Source organism: Mesorhizobium sp. WSM4817, from assembly GCF_055811135.1.
This window is the reverse complement of the sequence record NZ_JBVVQQ010000001.1, coordinates 387,156-410,243: the sequence shown is the minus strand read 5'-3', so window position 1 is coordinate 410,243 and position 23,088 is coordinate 387,156. Positions and strand designations below refer to the sequence as shown.

General features: G+C 63.6%; 26 protein-coding genes and 1 pseudogene. 14 read left to right on the top strand and 13 right to left on the bottom strand.

The annotated features are described in order from the left end of the window. Positions 1-48 precede the first annotated feature (48 nt). The 3 genes from AC0L2K_RS01990 to AC0L2K_RS01980 all read right to left on the bottom strand — a co-directional run bounded on the left by AC0L2K_RS01990 (position 49) and on the right by AC0L2K_RS01980 (position 2,654). Positions 49-1,053 (bottom strand): cytochrome d ubiquinol oxidase subunit II, encoded by a 1,005-nt coding sequence (locus tag AC0L2K_RS01990; RefSeq protein ID WP_287066694.1) that lies wholly within the window; start codon positions 1,051-1,053, stop codon positions 49-51. A gap of 10 nt (positions 1,054-1,063) precedes the next feature. Further along, positions 1,064-2,422, bottom strand: a complete 1,359-nt coding sequence (locus tag AC0L2K_RS01985) for a cytochrome ubiquinol oxidase subunit I (protein ID WP_473530450.1) — start codon at positions 2,420-2,422, stop codon at positions 1,064-1,066. Positions 2,423-2,492: 70 nt separating this feature from the next. Continuing rightward, positions 2,493-2,654, bottom strand: coding sequence for a hypothetical protein (locus tag AC0L2K_RS01980; RefSeq protein ID WP_156941598.1), 162 nt, complete (start codon positions 2,652-2,654; stop codon positions 2,493-2,495). On the opposite strand from AC0L2K_RS01980, the gene AC0L2K_RS01975 reads away from it, so the two are divergent. The 4 genes from AC0L2K_RS01975 to AC0L2K_RS01960 all read left to right on the top strand — a co-directional run bounded on the left by AC0L2K_RS01975 (position 2,641) and on the right by AC0L2K_RS01960 (position 5,655). Next, positions 2,641-3,567 carry an ABC transporter ATP-binding protein gene (locus tag AC0L2K_RS01975; RefSeq protein ID WP_128169311.1) on the top strand — a complete coding sequence of 309 codons (927 nt, stop codon included), beginning with the start codon at positions 2,641-2,643 and terminating at the stop codon, positions 3,565-3,567. The two genes, AC0L2K_RS01980 and AC0L2K_RS01975, sit on opposite strands and share 14 nt — an antisense overlap. After that, complete coding sequence (locus AC0L2K_RS01970) at positions 3,564-4,325, top strand: ABC transporter permease (protein WP_128245696.1); 762 nt, start codon at positions 3,564-3,566, stop codon at positions 4,323-4,325. The genes AC0L2K_RS01975 and AC0L2K_RS01970 overlap by 4 nt, the downstream gene beginning before the upstream one ends. 162 nt (positions 4,326-4,487) lie before the next feature. After that, positions 4,488-4,991, top strand: coding sequence for a MarR family winged helix-turn-helix transcriptional regulator (locus AC0L2K_RS01965; RefSeq protein WP_287237758.1), 504 nt, complete (start codon positions 4,488-4,490; stop codon positions 4,989-4,991). After that, positions 4,975-5,655, top strand: a complete 681-nt coding sequence (locus tag AC0L2K_RS01960; RefSeq protein WP_473530449.1) for a GNAT family N-acetyltransferase — start codon at positions 4,975-4,977, stop codon at positions 5,653-5,655. The genes AC0L2K_RS01965 and AC0L2K_RS01960 overlap by 17 nt, the downstream gene beginning before the upstream one ends. 90 nt (positions 5,656-5,745) lie before the next feature. On the opposite strand, the gene AC0L2K_RS01955 is transcribed toward AC0L2K_RS01960, so the two are convergent. Beyond that, positions 5,746-7,734 (bottom strand): PhoX family protein, encoded by a 1,989-nt coding sequence (locus tag AC0L2K_RS01955; protein ID WP_473530448.1) that lies wholly within the window; start codon positions 7,732-7,734, stop codon positions 5,746-5,748. A gap of 204 nt (positions 7,735-7,938) precedes the next feature. Between AC0L2K_RS01955 and AC0L2K_RS01950 the strand changes: the two genes are divergently transcribed. The 4 genes from AC0L2K_RS01950 to AC0L2K_RS01935 all read left to right on the top strand — a co-directional run bounded on the left by AC0L2K_RS01950 (position 7,939) and on the right by AC0L2K_RS01935 (position 11,410). After that, on the top strand, positions 7,939-8,277 hold the full coding sequence (locus tag AC0L2K_RS01950; protein WP_023801413.1) for a hypothetical protein: 339 nt from the start codon (positions 7,939-7,941) through the stop codon (positions 8,275-8,277). A gap of 119 nt (positions 8,278-8,396) precedes the next feature. Then, positions 8,397-9,098, top strand: coding sequence for a phosphatase PAP2 family protein (locus AC0L2K_RS01945; protein ID WP_023801412.1), 702 nt, complete (start codon positions 8,397-8,399; stop codon positions 9,096-9,098). Between the two features lie 198 nt (positions 9,099-9,296). After that, positions 9,297-9,566: a helix-turn-helix domain-containing protein gene (locus tag AC0L2K_RS01940; RefSeq protein WP_023801411.1), complete on the top strand. Its 270-nt coding sequence runs from the start codon at positions 9,297-9,299 to the stop codon at positions 9,564-9,566. Positions 9,567-9,688: 122 nt separating this feature from the next. After that, positions 9,689-11,410 carry a SulP family inorganic anion transporter gene (locus AC0L2K_RS01935; RefSeq protein WP_473530447.1) on the top strand — a complete coding sequence of 574 codons (1,722 nt, stop codon included), beginning with the start codon at positions 9,689-9,691 and terminating at the stop codon, positions 11,408-11,410. A gap of 45 nt (positions 11,411-11,455) precedes the next feature. On the opposite strand, the gene AC0L2K_RS01930 is transcribed toward AC0L2K_RS01935, so the two are convergent. After that, the gene (locus AC0L2K_RS01930; RefSeq protein ID WP_128173928.1) at positions 11,456-12,403 is read right to left on the bottom strand and encodes a CHAD domain-containing protein; all 948 of its coding nucleotides are present in this window, start codon (positions 12,401-12,403) and stop codon (positions 11,456-11,458) included. Then, positions 12,400-12,873 carry a CYTH domain-containing protein gene (locus AC0L2K_RS01925; RefSeq protein ID WP_287175151.1) on the bottom strand — a complete coding sequence of 158 codons (474 nt, stop codon included), beginning with the start codon at positions 12,871-12,873 and terminating at the stop codon, positions 12,400-12,402. Before AC0L2K_RS01925 ends, AC0L2K_RS01930 begins: the two co-directional genes overlap by 4 nt. Before the next feature lie 105 nt (positions 12,874-12,978). Between AC0L2K_RS01925 and AC0L2K_RS01920 the strand changes: the two genes are divergently transcribed. The 4 genes from AC0L2K_RS01920 to AC0L2K_RS01905 are packed head-to-tail and all read left to right on the top strand — an operon-like array spanning position 12,979 to position 16,719. Continuing rightward, the gene (locus AC0L2K_RS01920) at positions 12,979-13,707 is read left to right on the top strand and encodes a CerR family C-terminal domain-containing protein (RefSeq protein ID WP_473530446.1); all 729 of its coding nucleotides are present in this window, start codon (positions 12,979-12,981) and stop codon (positions 13,705-13,707) included. Continuing rightward, entirely contained in the window at positions 13,704-14,657 is a 954-nt protein-coding gene (locus tag AC0L2K_RS01915; protein ID WP_473530445.1) for an HlyD family secretion protein, read from the top strand. Before AC0L2K_RS01920 ends, AC0L2K_RS01915 begins: the two co-directional genes overlap by 4 nt. Next, positions 14,654-15,574, top strand: a complete 921-nt coding sequence (locus AC0L2K_RS01910) for an ABC transporter ATP-binding protein (protein ID WP_091591967.1) — start codon at positions 14,654-14,656, stop codon at positions 15,572-15,574. Before AC0L2K_RS01915 ends, AC0L2K_RS01910 begins: the two co-directional genes overlap by 4 nt. 8 nt (positions 15,575-15,582) lie before the next feature. Further along, positions 15,583-16,719 (top strand): ABC transporter permease, encoded by a 1,137-nt coding sequence (locus AC0L2K_RS01905; protein ID WP_023801404.1) that lies wholly within the window; start codon positions 15,583-15,585, stop codon positions 16,717-16,719. A gap of 73 nt (positions 16,720-16,792) precedes the next feature. Here the strand turns inward: AC0L2K_RS01905 and AC0L2K_RS01900 are convergent, their stop codons facing one another. The 3 genes from AC0L2K_RS01900 to AC0L2K_RS01890 all read right to left on the bottom strand — a co-directional run bounded on the left by AC0L2K_RS01900 (position 16,793) and on the right by AC0L2K_RS01890 (position 18,903). Beyond that, positions 16,793-17,446, bottom strand: coding sequence for a glutathione S-transferase family protein (locus tag AC0L2K_RS01900; RefSeq protein WP_023801403.1), 654 nt, complete (start codon positions 17,444-17,446; stop codon positions 16,793-16,795). A 42-nt stretch (positions 17,447-17,488) separates the two neighbouring features. Next, complete coding sequence (locus tag AC0L2K_RS01895) at positions 17,489-18,466, bottom strand: threonine/serine dehydratase (protein ID WP_128245705.1); 978 nt, start codon at positions 18,464-18,466, stop codon at positions 17,489-17,491. 113 nt (positions 18,467-18,579) lie between these two features. Continuing rightward, positions 18,580-18,903: a hypothetical protein gene (locus AC0L2K_RS01890; protein ID WP_023801401.1), complete on the bottom strand. Its 324-nt coding sequence runs from the start codon at positions 18,901-18,903 to the stop codon at positions 18,580-18,582. A 173-nt stretch (positions 18,904-19,076) separates the two neighbouring features. On the opposite strand from AC0L2K_RS01890, the gene mbfA reads away from it, so the two are divergent. Further along, complete coding sequence (gene mbfA, locus AC0L2K_RS01885) at positions 19,077-20,060, top strand: iron exporter MbfA (RefSeq protein WP_473530444.1); 984 nt, start codon at positions 19,077-19,079, stop codon at positions 20,058-20,060. Between the two features lie 201 nt (positions 20,061-20,261). Here the strand turns inward: mbfA and AC0L2K_RS01880 are convergent, their stop codons facing one another. The 3 genes from AC0L2K_RS01880 to AC0L2K_RS01870 all read right to left on the bottom strand — a co-directional run bounded on the left by AC0L2K_RS01880 (position 20,262) and on the right by AC0L2K_RS01870 (position 21,260). Beyond that, positions 20,262-20,606 (bottom strand): antibiotic biosynthesis monooxygenase family protein, encoded by a 345-nt coding sequence (locus tag AC0L2K_RS01880; RefSeq protein WP_023801399.1) that lies wholly within the window; start codon positions 20,604-20,606, stop codon positions 20,262-20,264. Beyond that, positions 20,603-20,935, bottom strand: a complete 333-nt coding sequence (locus AC0L2K_RS01875; RefSeq protein WP_023801398.1) for an NIPSNAP family protein — start codon at positions 20,933-20,935, stop codon at positions 20,603-20,605. Before AC0L2K_RS01875 ends, AC0L2K_RS01880 begins: the two co-directional genes overlap by 4 nt. 97 nt (positions 20,936-21,032) lie before the next feature. Next, a complete protein-coding gene (locus AC0L2K_RS01870; RefSeq protein WP_473530443.1) occupies positions 21,033-21,260 on the bottom strand; it encodes a DUF1127 domain-containing protein in 228 nt (75 codons plus the stop codon). Positions 21,261-21,328: 68 nt separating this feature from the next. On the opposite strand from AC0L2K_RS01870, the gene AC0L2K_RS01865 reads away from it, so the two are divergent. Further along, a complete protein-coding gene (locus tag AC0L2K_RS01865) occupies positions 21,329-22,003 on the top strand; it encodes an ArsR/SmtB family transcription factor (RefSeq protein WP_473530442.1) in 675 nt (224 codons plus the stop codon). 3 nt (positions 22,004-22,006) lie between these two features. Here AC0L2K_RS01865 and ligD read toward each other — a convergent pair. After that, a pseudogene (gene ligD / locus AC0L2K_RS01860) lies at positions 22,007-23,028 on the bottom strand (DNA ligase D); the annotation flags it as partial. Positions 23,029-23,088: the final 60 nt, after the last annotated feature.

The following is a 23,088-nucleotide window of genomic DNA, read 5'->3' as shown; positions in this document are numbered from 1 at the left end:
CCCGAGCAATCGACTGCCTAAATATTGTGCAGTTCGGCGGTTTGCCAGTCAGTCGTAGGTCAGATCCGTCGCCTTGCCGCCGAAGACGCGGTAGGCATAAAACGAATAGAAAATGATGATCGGCAGCACCACCACCGTGCCGGCCAGGATGATGGCGAGGCTTTCCGGCGCGGACGCCGCCTGCCAGATGGTCAGCCTGTCGGGCACGACGAAGGGATAGAACGACCAGGCGAGGCCGGCAAAGCCCAGCGTGAAGATGGCGGCCAGCGTCAGGAACGGCGTCAGCGCATGGCGGTCGCCGGCCTTGGGCAGATGGAAGGTCTGCCGCCACAGCCATGCGAACAGCACCGCCGACAGGACCGGCAGCGGCGACAAATAGAGCATGGCCGGCCAGACGAACCATTTGTCGAAGATGCGCGGACTGGCGAGCGGCGTGGCCAGCGACACGGCGACCATGCCGAGCGCGGTCAGCACCAGCGCCCGGCGCAGCCATAGCACCGCCTTCTTCTGCAATTCGCCTTCCGTCTTGTAGATGACCCAGGCCGCGCCCATCGCCGCATAGGCGGCGGCAAGGCAGAGCGCCACCAGCGCGCCGAAGGCCATGCCGCCGGGGCCGACATCAAGGCCCAGCACATAGATCCCCAGCATGTAGCCCTGCGCCAGCGAAGCGATGACCGAGCCCAGGAAGAAGATGCGGTTCCAGCGATGCTTGTGACCGGCCGGCACCTTGGCCCGGAAATCGAAGGCAACGCCGCGCAGGATCAGGCCGACAAGGAGCAGGAAGACCGGAATGTAGAGCGCGGTGAGGATGGTGCCGTGCGCCAGCGGGAAGGCGACCAGCAGCAGGCCGACGGCCAGCACCAGCCAGGTCTCGTTGGCGTCCCAGAACGGGCCTATTGCGGCGATCATCGTGTCCTGCTCGGCGTCTCCGGCGGCTGCGAACAGGATGCCGATACCGAGATCAAAGCCGTCGAGGATGACGTAGATCAGGATGGCAAGGCCCATCAGGCCGGCGAAGATGAGGGGGAGCAATGTCGGCCAATCGAGGGTCATCGCCGTTCTCCTATTTCGCCGCCGGCTGCGACAGCGCCGCGTCGAGAACGCCCGGCAGCGGCGAGGCATCGCCGTCCTTCGCCGCCTTCAGCGCCAGATAGACCAGCACGCCGAGATAGGCGATCAGAAGCAGCGCATAGAGGATGAGATAAACCGCGAGCGACAGCGCGACCTGGCTGCCGGCGACCGGGCCGACGGCATCGACAGTTTTCAGCACGCCGGTGACCAGCCACGGTTGGCGGCCGATCTCGGTGGTGTACCAGCCGGCCAGTGTCGCCAGCCAGCCGGACAGCGCCATCGGCACCATCACCAGCGCCAGCGGTCTCGGCAGGCTGTGCCGGCGCTTGAGGAAAAAGGCGGCCGACCAGGAGACGACCAGCATCAGGACGCCGGTGCCGACCATGATGCGAAAAGCCCAGAACACCGGGAACACCGGCGGGTGGTTGCCGGCATAGTCGTTCAGCCCCGGCACGACACCGCTGGCGCTGTGCCTGAGGATGAGGCTGGCGCCATCGGGGATGGTGAGCTCGAATTCGTTCTCCCTTGCCGCCTCGTCGGGAAGCGCGAAAAGGACCAGCGGCACGTTGGGGCCGGTGTTCCAGTTGGCCTCCATGGCGGCGACCTTCTGCGGCTGATGCTCGAGCGTGTTGAGGCCATGCTGGTCGCCGGCGAAGATTTGGATGGGGATCAGGACCGCCGCGGTGAAGACACCGGTGCGCAAGGCTTTCCACATCGATTCCGAACGGTCGCCATAGAGATAGCGCAGCGCCGACAGGCCGGCGATCAGGAACGAAACCGTCAGGCCGGAGGCAAGCAGCATGTGGACGAGCCGGTAGGGCATGGACGGGTTGAAGACGATCGCCCACCAGTCGGTAGCGTGGGCTACGCCGTCGCGCATCTCGAAGCCGACCGGCGTCTGCATCCATGAATTGAGCGCGATGATCCAAAAGGCGGACAGGGTGGTGCCGCCGGCCACCAGCACGGTTGCCAGCGTGTGGATGCGGTTGGAAACGCGGCGGAAGCCGAACAGCATGATGCCGAGGAACGCCGCCTCGAGGAAGAAGGCGGTGAGTATCTCATAGGCGAGCAGCGGGCCGGCGATGTTGCCGACGATTTCCATGTAGCCCGGCCAGTTGGTGCCGAACTGGAAGCTCATGGTGACGCCCGAAACCACGCCCATGGCAAAGGACAGCGCGAACACCTTCACCCAGGTGAAATAGGCGCGCATCCAGGCGGTATCGCCGGTGGCGTTGTAGCGAAGCTTGAAGAACAGCAGCATCCAGCCAAGCGCGATGGTGATAGCCGGAAACAGGATATGGAACGAGATGTTGGCGCCGAACTGGATGCGCGAAAGGATGAGCGGGTCCATGGCGGGCTCCGGCTGCTGCTATGTCAGGGAAGATAGGCCGGATGCGCCAGGCGGTCAAAGCGGCGTGGCGTCACGCGAGGCGGAACGCCGCAGGACCGCGCAGCGGTGGATGCGCCGATGTCCAGAATGTCAGGAGTGCCATTGACTTCCGGCCGCGCGCACCGACATTCAGCGGACTAAAATCAACAGACCTCCTTTCAAGCAGCCGTTTTTCAACCATGCCATCGATCATTTCCATTTCCGGGGTCACCAAGACCTACGCCACCGGTTTCAAAGCGCTGAAGGAGATCAACCTCGATATCGAGCGCGGCGAGATTTTTGCGCTGCTCGGGCCGAACGGCGCCGGCAAGACGACGCTGATCTCGATCGTCTGCGGTATCGTCAACCGCTCGTCGGGCACGGTCAGCGTCGACGGCCACGACATCAGCCGGGATTATCGCGCCGCACGCAGCCTCATCGGGCTGGTGCCGCAGGAACTGACCATCGACGCGTTCGAGAGCGTGTGGGCGACGGTCAACTACAGCCGCGGCCTGTTCGGCAAGCCGGCCAATCACGCCTTTGTCGAGAAAGTGCTGCGCGACCTGTCGTTGTGGGACAAGAAGGACGCCAAGGCGATCACCCTGTCCGGCGGCATGAAGCGGCGGCTGATGATCGCCAAGGCGCTGTCGCACGAACCGAGGGTGCTGTTCCTCGACGAGCCGACAGCCGGCGTCGACGTCGAGCTGCGTCAGGACATGTGGGCGATGGTGCGCCGGCTGCGCGAGGATGGCGTCACCATCATCCTGACCACGCACTACATCGAGGAGGCCGAGGCGATGGCCGACCGCGTCGGCGTCATCAATCGCGGTGAGATCGTGCTGGTTGAGGACAAGGTGCAACTGATGCGCACGCTCGGCCGCAAACGGCTGTTGCTGGAATTGCGCAGTCCGCTCGCCACCATACCCGAGAAATTGTCGCGCTACGCGCTGGAGCTTTCGCCGGACGGTGATCGACTGACTTACACCTATGACAACCAGAGCGAGCGGCCGGGCGTCGCCTCGCTGCTCCGCGACCTTGAGACGGCCGGCGTCCAGTTCCGCGATATCGACACGCAAAACAGCTCGCTCGAGGAGATCTTCGTCAACCTGGTGAGGAAGGGCGCATGAACCCGCGAGCAGTCTGGGCGATCTACAAGATGGAGATGGCGCGCGCTTTTCGGACCGTGCTGCAGAGCATTGTCTCGCCGGTCATCTCGACATCGCTCTATTTCGTCGTCTTCGGCTCGGCCATCGGCTCGCGCATCACCGAGATCGACGGCATCAGCTACGGCGCCTTTATCGTGCCGGGGCTGATCATGCTGTCGCTGCTGACGCAGTCGATCTCCAACGCCTCCTTCGCCATCTATTTCCCGAAATTCGTCGGCTCGATCTACGAGCTGCTGTCGGCGCCGGTGTCCTATCTGGAGATCATCATCGCCTATGTCGGGGGTGCGGCGACCAAGTCGATCATACTCGGCCTGATCATCCTGGGGACCGCGTCGCTGTTCGTGCCGCTGACCATCGAGCATCCGTTCTGGATGCTCTCCTTCCTGGTGCTGACGTCGGTGACCTTCAGCCTGTTCGGGTTCATCATCGGCATCTGGGCAAAGAGCTTCGAGCAGCTGCAGCTGGTGCCGCTGCTGATCATCACGCCGCTTACCTTCCTTGGCGGCAGCTTCTATTCGATCGACATGCTGCCCGGCACCTGGCGCACGGTGACGCTGTTCAACCCTGTCCTTTATCTGGTCAGCGGCTTTCGCTGGAGTTTCTACGGCAAGTCCGACGTCTCGATCGGCATCAGCCTCGGCATGACCGTGGTTTTCCTGCTTATCTGCATAGCGATCGTCGCCTGGATTTTCAGGACCGGCTACCGGCTGCGGAACTGACCGAACGGCCTGCCCAGGCGACGCAGCGCCAGCATCCGAGCGATGTTCCCGACCCAAGACGACCAAATCTGGTGACGACGCTTGAAAGCGGCCGTGCGATGGCGGCGCTTGATTTCCATATAATGTTATATATCGTGTTATCAATCGGCTGGCAGGTTGATTATGGAAGACGTCGTAAGGTCCCTTGGCTTCCTGTGCCTGGGCAGCAGGCTGAAGCGTATTGGCGAGCAATTGCAGGCGGATACGCAGCGCCTGCTCGACTGCCTCGATGTGCCGGTTCAGTCGAGCCAGTACCCGCTGCTGGCTGCGCTCGACAGGCTGGGCCCGCTGCCAGTCGGGGAACTGGCGCAATCCCTCGGGGTCGCGCAGCCAGGTGTAACGCGGAGCGTGTCGCTTCTGGCCGAATTGGGACTGGTCGAGGTCAGTCCATCGGATGATGACCAGCGGCGCAGGATTGTCTGCCTCACCCTGCACGGCCAGCGGCTGGTCGATGTTGCAAAGCACGACGTCTGGCCGCGCATCGAGAATGCCGTCGCGGATCTGTGCGCGGATCTTTCTGGGCCGCTGCTTGATCAGCTGGCCGCCATCGAGGACGGCCTCGCCGCGGCGGCTCTCGACCGTCGTGTAAAGAAGCCGGAAGTGCCACGCGATGAAATACCTGCTTGACCGTCCCGTGTGGAGCGCGCTTCGGACGCGACACCAAGCCTTCGCGCAAGGTGACGACCTCGCCATGCGGTATCGGCCCTCGATAGCTCCCTTCGCCGCCAGTGCCGCGGACGATGCGGAAAGCCTGCAGGCGCTCGGAAAACTTGTCTCCCCAGGCGAGAGTGCGATCCTGCTTCAGGTGGACGCCATTGCTCTGCCCGCAGAACTTTCGGCGACTTCGACCGCGCCCGGGGTTCAGATGATTGCCGAGCGGCCATTGCAGATGGTCTCCGACAAGCGCGTGCAATGTCTGACGCGAGACGATGCAGCTGAGATGCTCGCCTTGGCATTGGTCACCAAGCCTGGCCCATTCACGCTCGAAGCCTTGAGCCTCGGCGATTTTTGGGGTGTGAAGATCGAGGGCCGACTTGCGGCGATGGCCGGCGAACGCATGAAGCAACCCGGCTATACCGAACTTAGCGGCGTGTGCTCACATCCGGAATTTCGGGGCGGTGGCCTGGGCAGGCTGCTGTCGCTGTTCGTGGCAAACCAGATAGCGGCGCGCGGCGAAGTTCCCTATCTACACGCCTTTGCCAGCAACACCACGGCCATCGGATTATACGAGTCCATTGGCTTCAGGTTGAGAAGCATGATGAACGTGGCCGTGGTTCAGCGCGCCGAATGAGCCCATTAGGCGCATTCCCGCGCATCAGGAAAAGGAAGGATTTCGTATCGACGAAATCCTTCCTTGGCGCTGCTAGCGCCTTGCAGTGATTCAGACCGCGATTTTGCCGCCGCCCTGTTTGGTGATGGCGACGACCGACGGCCGCACCGGCATATCGGGCTTGAAGTCAGGCCAGCGGGTCGACGGGTCCTCGTAGTAAGAGGGACGGCCAAAAGCCTCCCAGTCTTCGCCGCCATCGGCCGGATGCTGAACCGCGACGAAGGCGGTCTGGTCGTCGGGCGTGAATAGCGGGCCGCACATTTCGGCGCCGATCGGCACGCGGAAGAACAGTTTCGAGGTCGCCCGCGCCTCGCCTTCGGTGTCGACCGCCCACAGGCCATCGGTGCGGCCGGTGGCCTTCGGGCCCTGGCCATCGGTCGAGACCCAAAGCCGGCCGGCCGAATCGATGGCGCAATTATCCGGCATGCCGAACCAGCCATTGGCGGTGGTTGCGGTCGAGAAGGTGGCGCCAACTTCGGCCACTGAGGGATCGCCGCATTTCAACAGCACTTCCCACTTGCCCTTGGCGGCAGTGAAATCGCCACCGTCCTCGACGATCTCGATGATATGGCCGAAGGCGTTTTCGGCGCGCGGATTGGCGGCGTCGACCTGGTCCGTCTTGCGCTTCGAATTGTTGGTCAGCATGACGTAGACCTTGCCAGTCGTCGGATTGGGCTGGATGTCCTCGGGGCGATCCATCTTGGTGGCACCGAGCAGATCGGCGGCACGGCGCGTCTCGATCAGCACGTCGGCCTGGCTGGCAAAGCCGTTCTCCGCCGTCAGCGGGCCCTGGCCGAAGACGATGGGCAGCCATTCGATCGACCCGTCCTCGGCGAATTTGGCGACGTAGAGCGTGCCGTCGTCGAGGAGATCCATGTTGGCGGCGCGGTCCTCGGCGTTGAACTTGCCGGCCGTGACGAATTTATAGACATAGTCGAAGCGTTCGTCGTCGCCGAGATAGAAAACGACACGGCCATCCTTGGCGACGATCGATTCAGCGCCCTCATGCTTGAAGCGGCCCATGGCAGTGCGCTTCCTCGGCACCGAGGTCGGATCGTTGACGTCGACCTCAACAATCCAGCCGAAGCGATTCGGCTCGTTCGGCTCCTTGCCGATGTCGAAGCGATCGTAATGCGCAGCCCATTCATAGGCGCCTTCGGGAATACCCAGGCGCTTGTAGTTGGTGGCTTCCTTGTGGCCTTCCGGCAGCTCGCCCGAGAAATAGCCGTGTATGTTTTCCTCGGCCATGACGTAGGTGCCCCAGGGCGTGACGCCGCCGGCACAATTGTTGACAGTGCCGATGACCTTCGTGCCGGTCGGATCGGCACTGGTCTTGACGCGGTCGTGGCCGGCGACGGGGCCGGACAGTGCCATCTCGGTGTTGGCGGTGATGCGGCGGTTGAGCTTGCCGTCGCGCACCACCTGCCATTTGCCTGATGCCTTGCGGATCTCGACGATGGTGCCGCCATGCGCGGCCATCTCGACGTCGACCTGTTCCTTGCTCAGCGGCGCCTGCTTGGCCTCCCCATCGACGATGGTGACAAGGCCCGGGAACATCAGATGCGGATTGGTGTATTCGTGGTTGACCACCAGCAGGCCATGCTCGGCCGAGCCGTGGATCGGGATATAGCCGACATAGTCGTTATTGTAGCCAAACTGTCTTTCCTGGGCCTGCGCCGACTGTTTTGTCGGATCGAATTCCGGCGAATCGGCAAACAGCGGATCGCCCCAGCGCAACAGCACGTCGGCGTCGTAGCCGGCAGCGACATGGTGCTTGTCGTCGACGCCTGCCTCGACCTCGTCGAAACTGAAGACCGAGCCGCCGCCGGCGCGGGCATCGTCGGCGAGGATCAGCGCGAGCGGGCTGACGGTGGCGGCGATGGCGGTTGCCGCGAGCGATCCCTGCAGAAAACCACGGCGCGAGAATCGCGCGGCGATGATTTCGCCCATCGTCTGGTTGTCAGTGGGATTGGTTCCTGGCCCATCGTTTTCCTCGAGCAGGCTGGTGCGGAAATGGGCGTCGGGGCGATGTTCAGTCATGGGGGCGTGCCTCTGGCTCTTTGGGATGGCTGGAGCGTGTTGCTTGACTGACCGCGTATCGCCAGCAGATCACAGTTTGATGACGTTGCCGACCAATTTCCAGCCCGATTTCATGTCTTTGATCAGGCCGCTTGACCGCGACCGACGCTTCCGAAACAAGATCTGCGGCAGGCGCGCAAGCACGGCGTCGGGAGGAACAAAAAAGTGAGTTTCTGGGGACTGGGGCAGCTCGGCATTTCGACAGTGATCTTCCTGCTGGCGGCGACGGCGGCCAAGCAATGGGGGCTGGCGCCGAGCCTCGGCAAGATTCTTCTGACTCTGGCGCTCTATTCAGCGGGCAATCTGATCATGCTGAGGCTGATCCGTGAATTCGGCATGTCGGTGTCGTTCAGCCTGTCGGCGGTGATCCAACTGGTGTCGGTGAACGTGGTGGCACTGGTGTTCTTCGGCGAGCGCGTCAATTCGTTGCAGGCGACCGGCATCGTGCTTGCCGTCGCAGCGGTGGCGCTGATCACGCTCGGACCCTATCTGCAAAAACTGTAGTTGCGCATGACCCCGAAAATCGGAAACGATTTTCGCTGGGGATCATGCGCCAAATCAAAGTGCTACAGCGTCCTGTGCGCGTCCAAAAGGACGCGCGGCGCTGTAGGACGATTGGGTCGATGAAGAATACTGCAAGCAAGCTGCTCAACTGGATCGAATTCCCGGTGCTTTTGTCCGGTCTGGTCATCGCCGGCGGGCTGTGGGGGTTCGAGGAACTGATGGAGGTGGCGCGGGACACCACGCCGCACGCCTTCGACACGGAAATCATGCTCGCCTTCCGTGAAGCGGGCCAGCCCGACAATCCGATCGGACCGCCATGGCTGGAAGGGGCGATGCGCGACATTACCAGCCTCGGCAGCGCCATCGTGCTCGGGCTGATCACAGTGGCGGTGATCGTCTATCTGCTGCTGATCCACAAGCCGGGAGCAGCGTTTCTGGTCTTCGTCGCGGTGGCGGGCGGGCAGGCCCTGTCGAGCACGCTGAAGCTCGGAATCGATCGGCCGCGCCCCGACCTGGTCTCGCATCTCGCCGACGTGGCGACGCTTTCGTTTCCAAGCGGCCATGCGATGCTGTCGGCGGTGACATATTTGACGCTGGGCAGCATGGCGTCGCGTTTCCTGCCTGGGCGAACGACCAAGATCTATGTGCTGGCACTTGCCGTGCTGACAGCACTGCTCGTCGGCATCAGCCGCGTCTATCTCGGCGTTCATTGGCCATCGGACGTGCTGGCCGGCTGGTGCGCCGGCTTCGCCTGGGCGATGCTGTGCTGGCTGGTCGCATGGGCGTTCCAGCGATGGCGCGGGCAGACCGCCGGCGCCTGAACCGCCCGTTCCGAACGACGCTGCGCCAATTCTCCTCTAAGTTGCGGCGGCTGGGGCGTGCTGGCCCAGCGGGCGCGCAGGCTCGCCAAGATGCAAACGGCCTGGTGTGCACATGTCTGACATGTGCATGATGATGCTTGATCCATCACAATGATGGTATTATACATGGAATGCAGACTCAGACGGGGTTTTTAGCCGATGATCACTGCCGCGCAGATGCGCGCCGCAAGGGCTCTGGCCGGCATCGATCAGAAGACGCTCGCCGAGCGCGCCGGGGTTTCGCTTCCAACCATTCAGCGCATGGAAGCGAGCGACGGCGTGGTCAGGGGCGTGGTCGATACGCTGATGAAGGTCATCCAGGCCCTCGACCGGGCCGGCGTGGAGCTGATCGGCGAGAACCAGGCCAGCGAGCGCGGCGGCAGGGGGGTGCGCCTCAAGCCGGTCGTGCCGCAGAACCCGCCAGGCTGAGCCGAAATAGAGTCGCGACGGCGACCGCCGACAGTCCTGCCGACGATTCCGCCGCCTGCTTGGTTTTATGCGTGGCCGCTGTGCACTTTTTGGCGGCATGCATCAGGAGCGGAAGGCAGTCCATGCATCGAACCCAGCGGGCAATTCATCAACCGGCGCAGCCGACATTTTCCGAACTGTTCACGCCGAAGCTGGCGACGGTGCTGCGCGAAGGCTACACATCAGAGCACTTCAAGGCCGATGCCATCGCCGGACTGACCGTGGCCATCGTGGCGCTGCCGCTGTCGATGGCGATCGCGATCGCATCGGGCGTGTCTCCGGAGCGCGGGCTCTACACTTCCATCATTGGCGGTTTCCTCGTCTCGGCTCTGGGCGGCAGCCGTTTCCAGATCGGCGGGCCGGCGGGCGCCTTTATCGTGCTGATGGCGGCAACCGTGGCACGGGTCGGCGTCGACGGGTTGCTGCTGGCGACGATGATGGCCGGCGTCTTGCTGCTCGTCATCGGCTACCTCAGGCTTGGCACCTACATCAAATTCATTCCTTATCCGGTGACCGTCGGCTTCACCGCCGGCATCGCCATCATCATCTTCTCCGGCCAGATCGTCGAGCTGTTCGGGCTAAAACTCGCAGGCAAAGAACCTGGACCGCTGGTGCCGAAGCTGATGGCGATCGGCGAGGCGGCCGGCACGATCAATCTCGCCGCCACCTTCGTCGCTCTGCTGACCATCGTCGCCATTGCCCTGATGAAACGGTGGCGGCCGAAATGGCCCGCCATGCTGATCGCCATCGGTCTGGCGTCGCTTGTCGTGGCGCTGTTTTCTCTGCCTGCCGAAACGATCGGCACGCGCTTCGGCGGTATCCCGCGCAGCCTGCAAATGCCGGCCTTTCCGCCGATCAGCTTCGGCAGGATGATCGACGTCCTGCCGGACGCCCTAGCCTTTGCGCTGCTCGGCGCGATCGAATCGCTGCTGTCGGCGGTGGTCGCCGACGGCATGACAGGAAGGCGGCACCGCTCCAACTGCGAACTCGTGGCGCAAGGCTTCGCCAACATCGCGTCCGCCCTGTTCGGCGGCATCTGCACCACCGGCACCCTAGCCCGCACCGCGACCAATGTGCGAGCCGGCGCGCATGGACCGGTCTCGGGCATGATCCACTCGGCCCTCCTGCTTGCCCTGATGCTGGTGGCGGCGCCGCTGGCCAGCTACATCCCGCTTGCAGCCCTTGCCGGCGTGCTGGCGGTGGTGTGCTGGAACATGTTCGAGAAGCAGGCCTTTGCCACGCTGCTGCGTGCCTCGCGCGGCGACGCGCTGGTGCTGATGGCGACTTTCCTGATCGTCATCTTCCGTGATCTCACCGAAGGCATCGTCGTCGGCTTCGCGCTGGGCTCGATCCTGTTCATCGACCGCATGGCCAAGAGCATTGCGGTTGAGCCGGATCAGGGACTGGTGCAGGACGATGTCGCCGACAGAACCGGCGCCGCCAACGCATACGATTCCAGCGAAGCCAGCGATGCCGACACCGTCGTCTACCGGATTTCCGGCGCCTTCTTCTTCGGCGCCGCCTCGACCGTCGCCACGGTGCTGGACCGCATCGCCGACCAGCGCAAGAACTTCATCCTCGACTGCTCGGCCGTGCCATTCTTCGATTCAACGGCGGCCAACGTCATCGAGAGCGCTGCCCACAAGGCGAGGCGCGCCGGCGTGCGCCTCATCATATCAGGCGCTTCGCCGCAGACACGCCGCATGCTGATCAACCACGGCGTCAAACGGCCGCTGGTGACATACGCCGCCTCGATCGGGGACGCGCGAGCGCAGTTGAAGAAAGCCGCGCCGGGAGAGGTCTAACCCTCTCCTCATCGTCAGCGATGTCGGACGGACGCAAGCACCGCGTCAGGCAGCGGCGCCGGGCGCGCTGGCGTCTTCGTGCGGCGCGGCGGCCAGATCGGTGCGCGCCTTGCGCGCGAGTTTTTTTGTCGAGCGCCTGGGCCTGTCGCCGAACAGATCGGCTGCCGCCGCAAGACAGGTCTTTTTCAGGCTTTTCTCCGAGCGCTTCAACAGCTTGCTCAGCAGTCGCGTTTCCTGGGGAGAGCCGAGCGGCCGGTCGTGGGCCTCGAGAAGCGTGCGCAAGACGAACACATCATGCAGTTCGCCCAGCTTTTCGCCAAGTTCGTCGACCGCCTTGCGCCGTGCCTTGATCGGCGTCGGCCACAGCCTTCCAAGCAGCGACAGATGCATGCCGTGAGTCTTTGCCGCCTTGCGCAGATCGTGGAAATCGTCGGCATCACCGCGGGAGCCCGCCTTGTCCAGCGCCTTTCTGGCGCGACGCAGAGTGATGCGGGCGCCTTCGGCAAGCACATCGGCGGCCTGTTCGGGCTGGTCGGGCAAGACCAGAGTATCGATGCGGCTGATGCCATCCTCGCAAGCGGCAGTCGCGGCAGCTATCGCGGCGCCGAGGCCAACTCCACCATGCAATTGGTGCTGGCGCGCCACCAGCGTGTCGCGAACGGCATCGAGACCGCCGCCGGCGCTTTGCTCGGGAAAGTTTTTTGCCAGCCGGTCGATGGTTTCAACCAGCGCGGTCGCCTCGCGCGGGCCGGCAAGCAGGGCAGCCATCTCTCGGTAGCATTGGTTCTCGGTACTGCAAAATGTTTCGTCTCCGGGACGGACCAGGCGCAGCAAGGCACGCACCTTCTTCAGCCGCCTGCGGCATTTGTGCAGCGCCTGCTCCGGCCTGTCATGCGCCGCGTCCAGATGAACGAGCGCCTTGCCGATCTCCTCAGCGAGGATGCGCCTGACCTCGCCGGTCAACGGCAGGCGCGGATCGATGCGATAGCTCATGCGGCGATCTCCGGAATCCCCTCGAGGGCGAGCGACGCGTTGTAGAACCTGTGCTCGCCGGTGACTTCGCGGCCGAGCCAATCTGGCAGCATTTCGCCCTGCACGTCCTGCGGCGTCTCAAGCTCGGCGACCACCAGACCGCTGAGCATCCCGCCGAAGACATCGACTTCATAGAGATGGCCGCGATGCCTAACATGGTGGCGTGTCTTCTCGATGACACGACCGATTGCGAAGGCCAGCATCTCTTCCGCATCCGCCAGAAGGATCGGATATTCGAATTCGTCGCGTTCGCGGGCCTTGCTGCCAAATTTGAGCGTCAGCTTTGCCGAGGCGCCGTCGTTGATACGCACGCGGACCGAGCGGTCGGGCGCGGCAACGAGATAGAACTGGCGAATGCGGATGTCCGCTTCGACCAGATCCCGCCAGCCATCGCCGGAGACCAGGAACTTGCGCTCGATTTCCTTGACCATGGCTCCACACTAAAGCGCGTGCGGATGGAGATGGCAAGGTGGAGATCGACAGGTGGAGATCGGCAAGGCTTGACTTTAATCATTCGATTGATTAAAGTGCGGATCATGAGCAAACCGACAAACGCCAAAATTCCGCGCCGCGAGGCATCCCCCGCCGAGATGACGCGCGCGGCACTTGTTCGCGCAGCGCTGAAGCTGTTCGGACGCCAGGGTTTTGACGGCACCTCGACGCGCGAGATCGCGGCTGAGGCCAGGGCCAATATCGGCTCGATCGCCTATCATTTCGGCGGCAAGGAAGGGCTTCGCACCGCTGCGGCCGACTATATCGTCGACACGATCCAGACCATTGCCGGCCAGGCGATCGGCAATCTGCAGGGCTCAAGCGAATCAGAAACGGGCGAACCAGAAACGGGCGACCCCGAAGCGGCGCGGGCACAACTGTTCACCGCGCTGGAGCGGATGGTGGCTTTCATCGTGGCAAGGCCGGAGGCCGGCGAGATCGTGCAGTTTGTCCTGCGTGAGCTGTCGCATCCGACGGCGGCACTCGACCGCATCTATGACGGCGTGTTCGAGCCGACGCATCGCCGGCTCTGCCTGATCTGGGAGCAGGCGACGGGCGAGGCGGCCGAAAGCGAGGCTACCCGACTCACCGTGTTCACGCTGATCGGCCAGGTCGTCTATTTCCGCATCGGCCGCGAGGCGGTGATGCGCCGCATGGGCTGGCGCGCGATCGGCGACGCCGAGGCCACCAAGATCGCGGCGGCAGTGACGGATAATCTCGGCGCGATTTTGGCTCGGCGTCACTCAACCGACCGGAAGGATCGTAGATCATGAGTTTCCTCTGCTCTGTGCCGCTCGCCGCCCTGCTTTTCAGCACCTGCGCACCGGCGGCGCCGCTCGCCGTCGGCTATGTCGAGGGCGACTATGTGCTGCTCGCGCCGATCGAGGTGGCGCAGGTCGAGACGATTTCGGTCAAGCGCGGCGATCGCGTCGCGCCGGGCACGCCAGTGGTGACGCTGGAAAGCGCCGACGCAAAAATAGCCGTCGCGCAAGCCGAGGCGGCCCTTGCCCAGGCCCAGGCGCAACTTGCCGACCTGCAGGTCGGCAAGCGGCCGGAAGAGATTGAGGTGCTCAAGGCGCAGGTCGACATGGCCAAGGCGCAAGCCGCCGACGCCAAACGCAGATACACCCGCGCCAGCGATTTGTTCAAACGCGGCACCGGCACTCAGGCCGATTATGATACGGCTTCGGCGTCGCTGGAAACTGCCAACGCGCAGCTCGGCCAGGCGGAAGCCAATCTCGCTGTCGGAGGCCTGCCGGCGCGGCCCGAGACGATCAAGGCCGCCGACAATCAGGTCAGGCAGGCGCAATCGGCGCTGGCGCAGGCGCGCTGGCGGCTGTCGAAGCGTGTGCTGGCGGCGCCTTCGCCCGGCCGCATCAACGATGTGATCCGCTATCCCGGCGACACCGCCGGGCCGACCGCGCCGGTCATTTCGATTCTGCCGGACGGCGCGGTGAAGCTCAGCGTCTATGTGCCGGAAAGCGCGTTCTCGTCGGTGGAAGTCGGCACGCTGCTCAACGTCCATTGCGACGGCTGCGGGCCGGACGTGAAGGCTCGCGTCAGCTACGTGTCGCCGGACCCGGAATTCACGCCGCCGGTGATCTACTCGCTCGAGACCCGGCAGAAGCTGGTCTATCTGGTCGAGGCGCGGCCGGAGGGCGACGCCGGCGCGCTGCAACCGGGGCAGATCGTTGATGTCGAACTGGCGGATATCGGCAAATGAACGTCATCGACGTCCACGGCCTGGTCAAGCGTTTTGGTGACAAGACCGTCGTCGACCATGTGACGATGACGGTGGCCGAGGGCGAGATCGTCGGCTTCCTCGGCCCCAACGGCTCTGGCAAGACGACGACCATCCGCATCATGTGCGGCCTGCTGACGCCGGATGAGGGCGAAGGCACGGTGCTCGGCTTCGACATCCGCACCGACAGTCTGAGGATCAAGCGCGAAGTCGGCTATATGACCCAGAAATTCTCGTTCTACGAGGATTTGACCATCGCCGAAAACCTGGAATTCGTAGCGCGGCTCTACGGGTTGAAGCCGCTCAACGAGCATGTCGCCAGGACGCTGGAGGATCTTGGCCTCACCTCGCGCAAGGACCAGTTGGCCGGCACGCTGTCCGGTGGCTGGAAGCAGCGGCTGGCGCTGGCCGCCTGCATCATGCACAAGCCCAGATTGCTGCTGCTCGACGAGCCGACGGCGGGCGTCGATCCGAAGGCGCGGCGTGAATTCTGGGACGAGATCCATCGGCTGGCCAGCGGCGGGCTGACCGTGCTGGTCTCCACCCACTATATGGACGAGGCCGAGCGCTGCCATCGCATCGGCTACATCTCCTACGGCAGGATGCTGGCCACCGGCACGGTCGACGAGGTGGTCAGGAATGCCGGGCTGACGACCTTCGTTGTGCAGGGTCCGCGCCTCGACCAGGTCGCTGCCGCACTCAGCGGCCGGTCCGGTGTCGACCAGGTGGCGCCGTTTGGCGCGACGCTGCACGTCGTCGGCTCCGACAAGACGGCGCTTCAGGCTGCGCTCGCCGATGTCGAGAAAGACCACAAGGGCGTCACGGTGACGCCGGGCGAGACCAGCCTGGAGGATGTGTTCATCCAGTTCATGTCCGGCTCGAAGGACAATATGGGATGAAAAACGGGATAAACAGCGTCTTTTCCTTCGCCAGGCTCGGCGCGCTGCTGATCAAGGAGTTCATCCAGATGCGGCGCGACCGCATCACCTTCGCCATGATGCTGGGCGTGCCGCTGATGCAGCTGGTGCTGTTTGGCTATGCCATCAACAACGATCCAAAGAGCCTGCCGGCCGCCCTGGTGGCGATGAGCAGCGATCCCTATACGCGAGCCATGGTTTCGGCGCTGCAGACCACCGGCTACTACCGCTTCGACCATGTCGCGCAGAATGCCGCCGAGGCGGAATTCCTGATGGCGCGTGGCGACGTCGCCTTTGTCGTCACCATTCCCGCCGACTTTGCCCGGCGAGTCGAGCGCGGCGACCAGCCGCAAATCCTGATCGAGGCTGATGCAACCGACCCGGCAGTCGCCAGCGGGGCCATTTCGACGCTCGGCACCGTTGCCAACCAGGCGCTGCTCAGGGCGCGCGGCATGCAGGAGACGGCCGCCGAAGCTGCCCGAGGCCAGCTCGAAGTCGTTGTGCACCGACGCTACAATCCGGAAGGCATCTCGCAATACAACATCGTGCCCGGCCTGCTCGGCGTCATCCTGCAGATGACGATGGTGATGATGACCTCGATCGCACTGACGCGCGAGACCGAGCGCGGCACGATGGAAAACCTTCTGGCCATGCCGTCCAGCCCGCTCGAAATCATGCTCGGCAAGGTGTTGCCCTATCTGGTGGTCGGCGCCGTGCAAGTGGCGGTGGTGCTGGCGGCGGCCAAGCTGCTGTTTGGGGTTCCCTTCACCGGGTCGTTGTCGCTGCTGCTTGCGGCGGTTCTGGTCTTCGTGCTGGCGCTGGTGCTGCTCGGCTACACCATCTCGACGATGGCGCGCACGCAGATGCAGGCACTGCAGCTCACCTTCTTCTTCTTCCTGCCGTCGATCCTGTTGTCGGGCTTCATGTTCCCCTATCGCGGCATGCCTGGCTGGGCGCAGATCTTCGGCGAGATCCTGCCGCTGACGCATTTCCTGCGCATCATCCGCGCGGTGATGCTGAAGGGCGCCGACCTGCCGGCGGTCGCGACCGAAATCGGCTGGCTGGTCGTGTTCGTGGCGCTGTTTGCCGGCGTGGCGCTGGTGCGGTTCCGCCGGACGCTGGATTAGGATCCAACTCAATAGCTCACGCAATGGCCGAGATGTCACCTTGGATGCATGACCATTTATTCGGATCGAGATTTTATGCCGGTCTGGCCTGATCCGGGACCGGCGGCAATTCAGGCGCATCCAGTCCTTTGAAGGGATCGCGCCAGGCGTCGATCTCTTCAAGCTGGCGATACCAACGACTGACCGAAGGATAATCGTCGAGCGGCAATCTGGCGACATCGTTGAAAGGCAGAAACGTCGCCATTCGAAAGTCGGCATAGGAGACCGAGTTTTCGACCAGCCAGTCTCGCTCGGAAAGCGCGGCCTCAAGTGTTGCAGCGGCCGTGCGAAAGTCTCTCAGCCCCTCCTCAACCCGGTGCTGATCGATCGGGCCAATCCCATATCGCTGCTTGGTGCCGCGTTCGAAATGCACGACGTCGCAAGCTCTTGCGAAGCTCTCTTTACCCCAACTGAGCCATCGGATCATCTCGGGTTCGTCGTCGCCGGTGCGCCAGAGATCCGAATGCGCGTCGCGTGAAAGCCGGCAGGCTATGGCGTCAGCCTCCCAGAGGCTGTTTCCCGAGCCTACGAGTATCGGCAATGAAAGATTGGGATTCAGCGGGCGATATCGCTCAGCCTGCCCGGGAGCGAAGGGCGATGCGAACTCAAAGTCGAGCTTTGCGTCGAGATAACGTGCCACGGCGACCGCGAGGCGAGGATTGGGATTGCGGCTGAAGAGCAGTTTCATTTCGTGTCAGCCTTTTTTGAATGGTGCCGGTTCGGTCGCCACCTAAGCCGCCGCCATGATCTCCGCATAGGTGCCGAAATCGACATTGCCGCCGGACAGCACCACGGCGACGCATTTGCCTGATAGCTCGATCTCGCCCGATGACAGCGCGGCCAGCCCGACGCAGCCGCCGGGCTCGACCACCAGCTTGAGATGGGCCATGGCGTCGCGCATCGCCTGTGCCGCCGCTCTGTCGGACACGGCAATGCCGCCGGCGAGATTCCTGCGGTTGATCTCGAAGGTGATCGCGCCCGGCTCGGCGGTGAGGAGCGCGTCGCAGATCGAAGTGTGGCCGGGTTCGATCGAAACCCGAGCACCTCTGGCCAGTGAACGACAGGTGTCGTCGAAATGCTCGGGTTCCACCGCCCAGACGGCGGTGCCCGGCGAGGCGTCCTTGACCGCGATGGAGATGCCGCTGCTCAGGCCGCCGCCGCCGCAGGGGATGACGACCGCGTCGAGGCTCACCCCGAGTGCTTTCGCCTGCGCCATCAGTTCGAGGCCGATCGTTCCCTGGCCGGCGATGATGGCCGGGTCGTCGAAAGGCGGCACCAGGACCATGCCCCGTTCCATGTACGGGCGAACCACCGCCATGCGATCGTCGCGAAACCGGTCGAACGGAACCACTTCGGCGCCCATTTTCCTGACATTGCCGACCTTCATTGCCGGCGCATCGGTGGGCATGGCGATAACCGCCTTGACGCCGAACATCGCCGCCGACGCGGCGACGCCTTGCGCGTGGTTGCCCGACGAGAAGGCGACGACGCCGCGGCTGCGCTGCTCATCGCTCAGCGACGACAGTTTGTTGTAGGCGCCGCGGAACTTGAACGAGCCGGTGCGCTGCAGCGTCTCCGGCTTGAACAGGATCCTGGCGTCGAAACGCTTGTTCAGTTCCGGTGATTCGATCAGCGGCGTTTCGACGATCAGGCCGGACAATCGCGTTGCTGCGCGGTGGATATCGGCGATGCCGGGAGGGGTGGTCATGGTGAGGTCCTGCAGAATGAAACCGCCCCATGGTGCACGGAAAACCAGGCCGCGCACCACTGGAAAAATGTGACCGAGACAATTCGTGGATTGCGAGCAGAGAGTGGCGCTCCTCACCCCAAAAGCGTCCGTTGCCGTTTGGCGCCGCCCATCTTGCGCCAGGTGTTGAAGCGATGGGTGGCGGCGGCGAAGGATATCTTCATCTGCTGGGCAACCGAATAGCGCGACTTGCCCTCGTCGAACAGGCGGTAGCAGCATTCGACGCCCTCCTCGGTCAGCTTGCCGTCGGGGGCCTTGTTGTGCGGATTGGCCGGGTCGAATTTCTCGACCTGCTGCTCGACCAGGCCCTTCAGGCGCTGCAGATCGGCCTCGATGCTGGCGATCAGGTCGAGAACGGGTTTCGGGTCAAATGCATGGGTGGGCTGTTTTGCCGGCATCCGGGTTCCTTTCGCTTGGCTTAAGCCCACTATATAGGTGAACATTCGCCAATAATGAAGGGCGCTGGCGGAGGATTCCCGCAACCATAAATTTGAACCTCCGGCTACAAGCGATTGACCAACGGTGCACCAAACCCTAGTTTAGAATAATTCTAAACTAGGGCGGATTTCTCATGCTTTCCCGTGTTTTCGATTTTGGTCGCCGTCCCTTCAAGTCGCTCTCGGAGCAAGAGATCCTGGCGCTCGCCATCTCTTCCGAAGAGGATGACGGGCGTATCTACCGCGCCTATGCCGACGGGCTGGCGGATAGGTTTCCGCATTCGGCCAAAGTGTTCGAGGAAATGGCGGAGGAGGAGGATGGCCATCGCGACTCGCTGATCGAGCTTCACCGCGAGCGTTTTGGCGAGCGCATTCCGCTGATCCGGCGCGAGCACGTAAAGGGCTATTACGAGCGCAAGCCCGACTGGCTGGTCCGGCCGCTCGGCATCGAACATGTGCGCCAACAGGCCGAGTCTATGGAGCGTCAGGCCTACCTGTTCTATGTCGAAGCGGCGAAACGCACCAGCGACGCCTCGACGCGAAAGCTGCTCGACAATCTGGCGGTGGCCGAACAGGGCCACGAGACGCTGGCGCAGCGGCTGGAGCAAAAGCATGTGTCGGGCGCGGTGAAAGCCGAGGAAGCAGCGGCCGAGCAGCGCCAGTTCATCCTGACCTATGTGCAGCCGGGACTGGCCGGGCTGATGGACGGATCGGTGTCGACGCTGGCGCCGATCTTCGCCGCCGCGTTCGCCACGCACGACACGTTCCAGACCTTCCTGGTCGGGCTTGCCGCCTCGATCGGCGCCGGCATCTCGATGGGCTTCACCGAGGTCGCCTCCGACGACGGCAAGCTGTCGGGCCGCGGCTCGCCGGTGAAACGCGGCATCACCACAGGCGTGATGACGGCGCTGGGTGGCCTCGGTCACGCCTTGCCCTACCTCATTCCGTATTTCTGGACCGCGACAATTCTCGCGGTCGTGGTGGTGTTCTTCGAACTGTGGGCGATCGCCTTTGTGCAGAACCGTTATATGCAGACGCCGTTCTGGCGCGCCACCTTCCAGGTGGTGCTGGGCGGCGCGCTGGTGTTTGCGGCTGGAGTGCTGATCGGGAATGCCTAGCAGCCCTCTTGCCTTCTCCCCTTGTGGGGGCCGAAGGGCGGGCGAGGCCCGTGACTCGCCCCGGGCGGTGGATCGGCGCGCAGCGCCGAGACGGTAGAGGGGTGTTGGACGGAGTACTGTCGGTGCCAAGCTGGAACACCCCTCATCCGTCGCCTTCGGCGACACCTTCTCCCACAAGGGGAGAAGGAAGAGCCGCCCCACTCACCCGTTCGCCGCCCGGCTGTCCTCAGGCGCCTCGGCCCGTTCGGTCAGGCCATAGTCGCGCACGACGTGGGCGATGCGCAGACGGTAGTCGGCAAAGATGCCGCCACGGCCGGCCCTCTGCGCCTGCCTATGTTCCTCCGTGTTGCGCCAGGCTTTCACCGCTTCCTCGTCACGCCAGAACGACAGCGACAGGATGCGGCTCGGGTCGACAAGGCTCTGGAAGCGCTCGATCGACAGAAAACCGTCGATGCCGTCGAGCAGCGGGCGCAGGTCGGCGGCGAGGCCGAGATAAGCGTCGCGCTTGCCCGCTGCCGGCTCGACCTCGAAGATGACGGCGATCACAGTTTCACCAGAGAGGCATGCGGCCCGGATGCGAGTTTCAAAAAAGTCCGATGCTCTTTCAGGATGAATTTTTCACGCCGGGCGAACTCGTAATTGGCCTTGCCGGCCGGGTCGGCGGCGAGCCTGATACGGTAGGCTTCGTAAGCCGCCAGGCTGTCGATGTTATAGGCGGCATAGGCTGTCGTGGCCGAGCCCTCATGCGGCGCGAAATAGCCGATCAGATCGGCGCCGCAGCGCGGGATCGCCTGGCCCCAGTTGCGGGCATACTCCTCGAACGCCGCCTTGCCGAACGGGTCGATCTCGTAGCGGATGAAGCAGGTGATGGTCATCTTTTGTCTCCTTGCTGAATCTGATTTGTTGCGGCGACAGTTCGAGCGGTGTCGAAACCTTCTGTGGTTCTATGTGCTAGGCAATTTTCCATGCTGATCACGCTTGCCAGAAGGATTTCGCGCATTCGCGGCGAACGTCTTGTGGCGTCAGGCCAAGATCGCGCAAAAGATGCTCGTCAATCTCGGCGAGGTCGAGGCGTTGCAGATGGCGGTCATACCACCGCGCCAGCAGCGGCAGATGCGCCCGGCGCAAGATCATGAACGGAGACGGCCGCCGGCCGAAGCGGCTGACAGGCACGGTGTGGGAAGCGGTTCTTGCGGTCATCGTTATCTCCTTGATCTCAGCGCAGGATAGTGGTTATCTGACGCCCATGCTTCGATGACGGACGAACTATGCGTGAAGGACCAGATATAGCCCGCATCGCCAGCCTGGTCGGCGATCCGGCGCGGGCAAACATGCTGACCGCACTGATGGGTGGCACGGCGCTGACAGCGAGCGAACTGGCGCTCGAGGCCGGCGTGTCGCTGCCGACCGCCAGCTCGCATCTGTCGAAACTGATGGAAGGCGGGCTGCTGACGCTGGCGAGCCAGGGGCGGCATCGCTACTACGGGCTCGCCGGGCCGCAGGTGGCTGGCATGATCGAGGCGATCACCGGCGTCGCCGCCGCGGTCGGACCGCAGCGGGTGCGGCCGGGTCCGCGCGATGCGGCGATGCGCGTGGCGCGGGTCTGCTACGACCATCTCGCCGGCGAGCAGGCCGTAGCGATGCTGGACCGTCTAGTCGCTCGACAAGTGCTCCTGCGCGACGACAAGGAGATCCGGCTCGGGCCGTCGGCCGCCTCGCATTTTGCCGCGATCGGCATCGATGTCGAGAGCATGGCGCGACGACCGGTGTGCCGGGCTTGCCTCGACTGGAGCGTGCGGCGCTCGCATCTGGCCGGCACGCTGGGCGCTGCCATCCTCGACAAGATCCTTCTGGAAAAATGGGCGCGGCGCGAGAAGGACAGCCGCGCGGTAATCTTCTCGCCGATGGGCAAGCAGGCCTTCGAGAGGGTGTTTCTCGCTTGATTGTCAGCCGCGCTTGAGCGGCTTGCCCTGCTTGAAAAAATCCGCCCAGGGATCGGCTTTCGCCAACTGTTTCAGCGTCGTCTTGTCGCCGATCGGAAATGCGTTCGGCGCCAACCCGGCCTCGACCTCGGCCCAAATCGCCGGCATCGATGCCGTGGCGCCCTTCTTGGCGCGCGACGAATAGGGGGCCACCGTGGTCGAGCCGCGGCCGTTGCGCAGATAGTCGACGAAGATCTTGCCGGTGCGCGCCTTCTTCGACAGCGTCGCTGTATACCGATCAGGGGCGGCCTGCTCGAGGGCACGGGCGAAATCATGGGCGAAGTCCTTCACCTCATCCCAATCCGCCGACGGTTTCAGCGGCACGACGACATGGTAGCCCTTGCCGCCCGAGGTCTTGACGAAATTCGGCAATGACAGTGCATCGAGCCGGCCGTGAATTTCGAGCGCCGCCGCGCGCACCGCTTTCACGTCGACGCCTTCGTCGGGATCGAGATCGAAGATGATCTGGTCCGGCTTGTCCAGTTCGTCGATGGTGCAGCCCCAGATATGGATCTCGACCACGCCGAGCTGGACCAAGGCAGCGACACCGTCGAAATCGCGGATGAACAGGATCTCCTCGCCGTCGGTCGGATCCTTCATCTTGGCGATCTTGTCATGCATGCCCGCGGAGGCATGCTTCTGAAAAAAGCGTTGGCCACTGACGCCGTCCGGTGCCCGCACCAGGCTGAGCGGCCGATTGACGACGAATTGTTGCATGCGCGGCCAGACCAAAGCGTAATGATCGAGCAGGCCCTGCTTCGATATCCTCTCCTGCGGCCACAGAAGCTTGTCCGGGTGAGAAAGTTTTATGACGGTGTCTGCCGCCTCCGTGGATTTGACAGCGGCGGATGTCTCGCCCTTGCCGCTGGCAGGCTTTGCCTTGCTGTCGGCCCTGCCAGCGGGTGCTTTCGGCTTTTCCTGCACGACTTCCTCCGCCGGTTTGTCCTCGCGCAATCCCTGGAACGAGCGTGGCGCATTGTACGGTCGAAGCCCAGGTACGGAAAGTGAGGCAAAGCCGGTTGTCCGGCGTTGCCTCGATCGAGCTT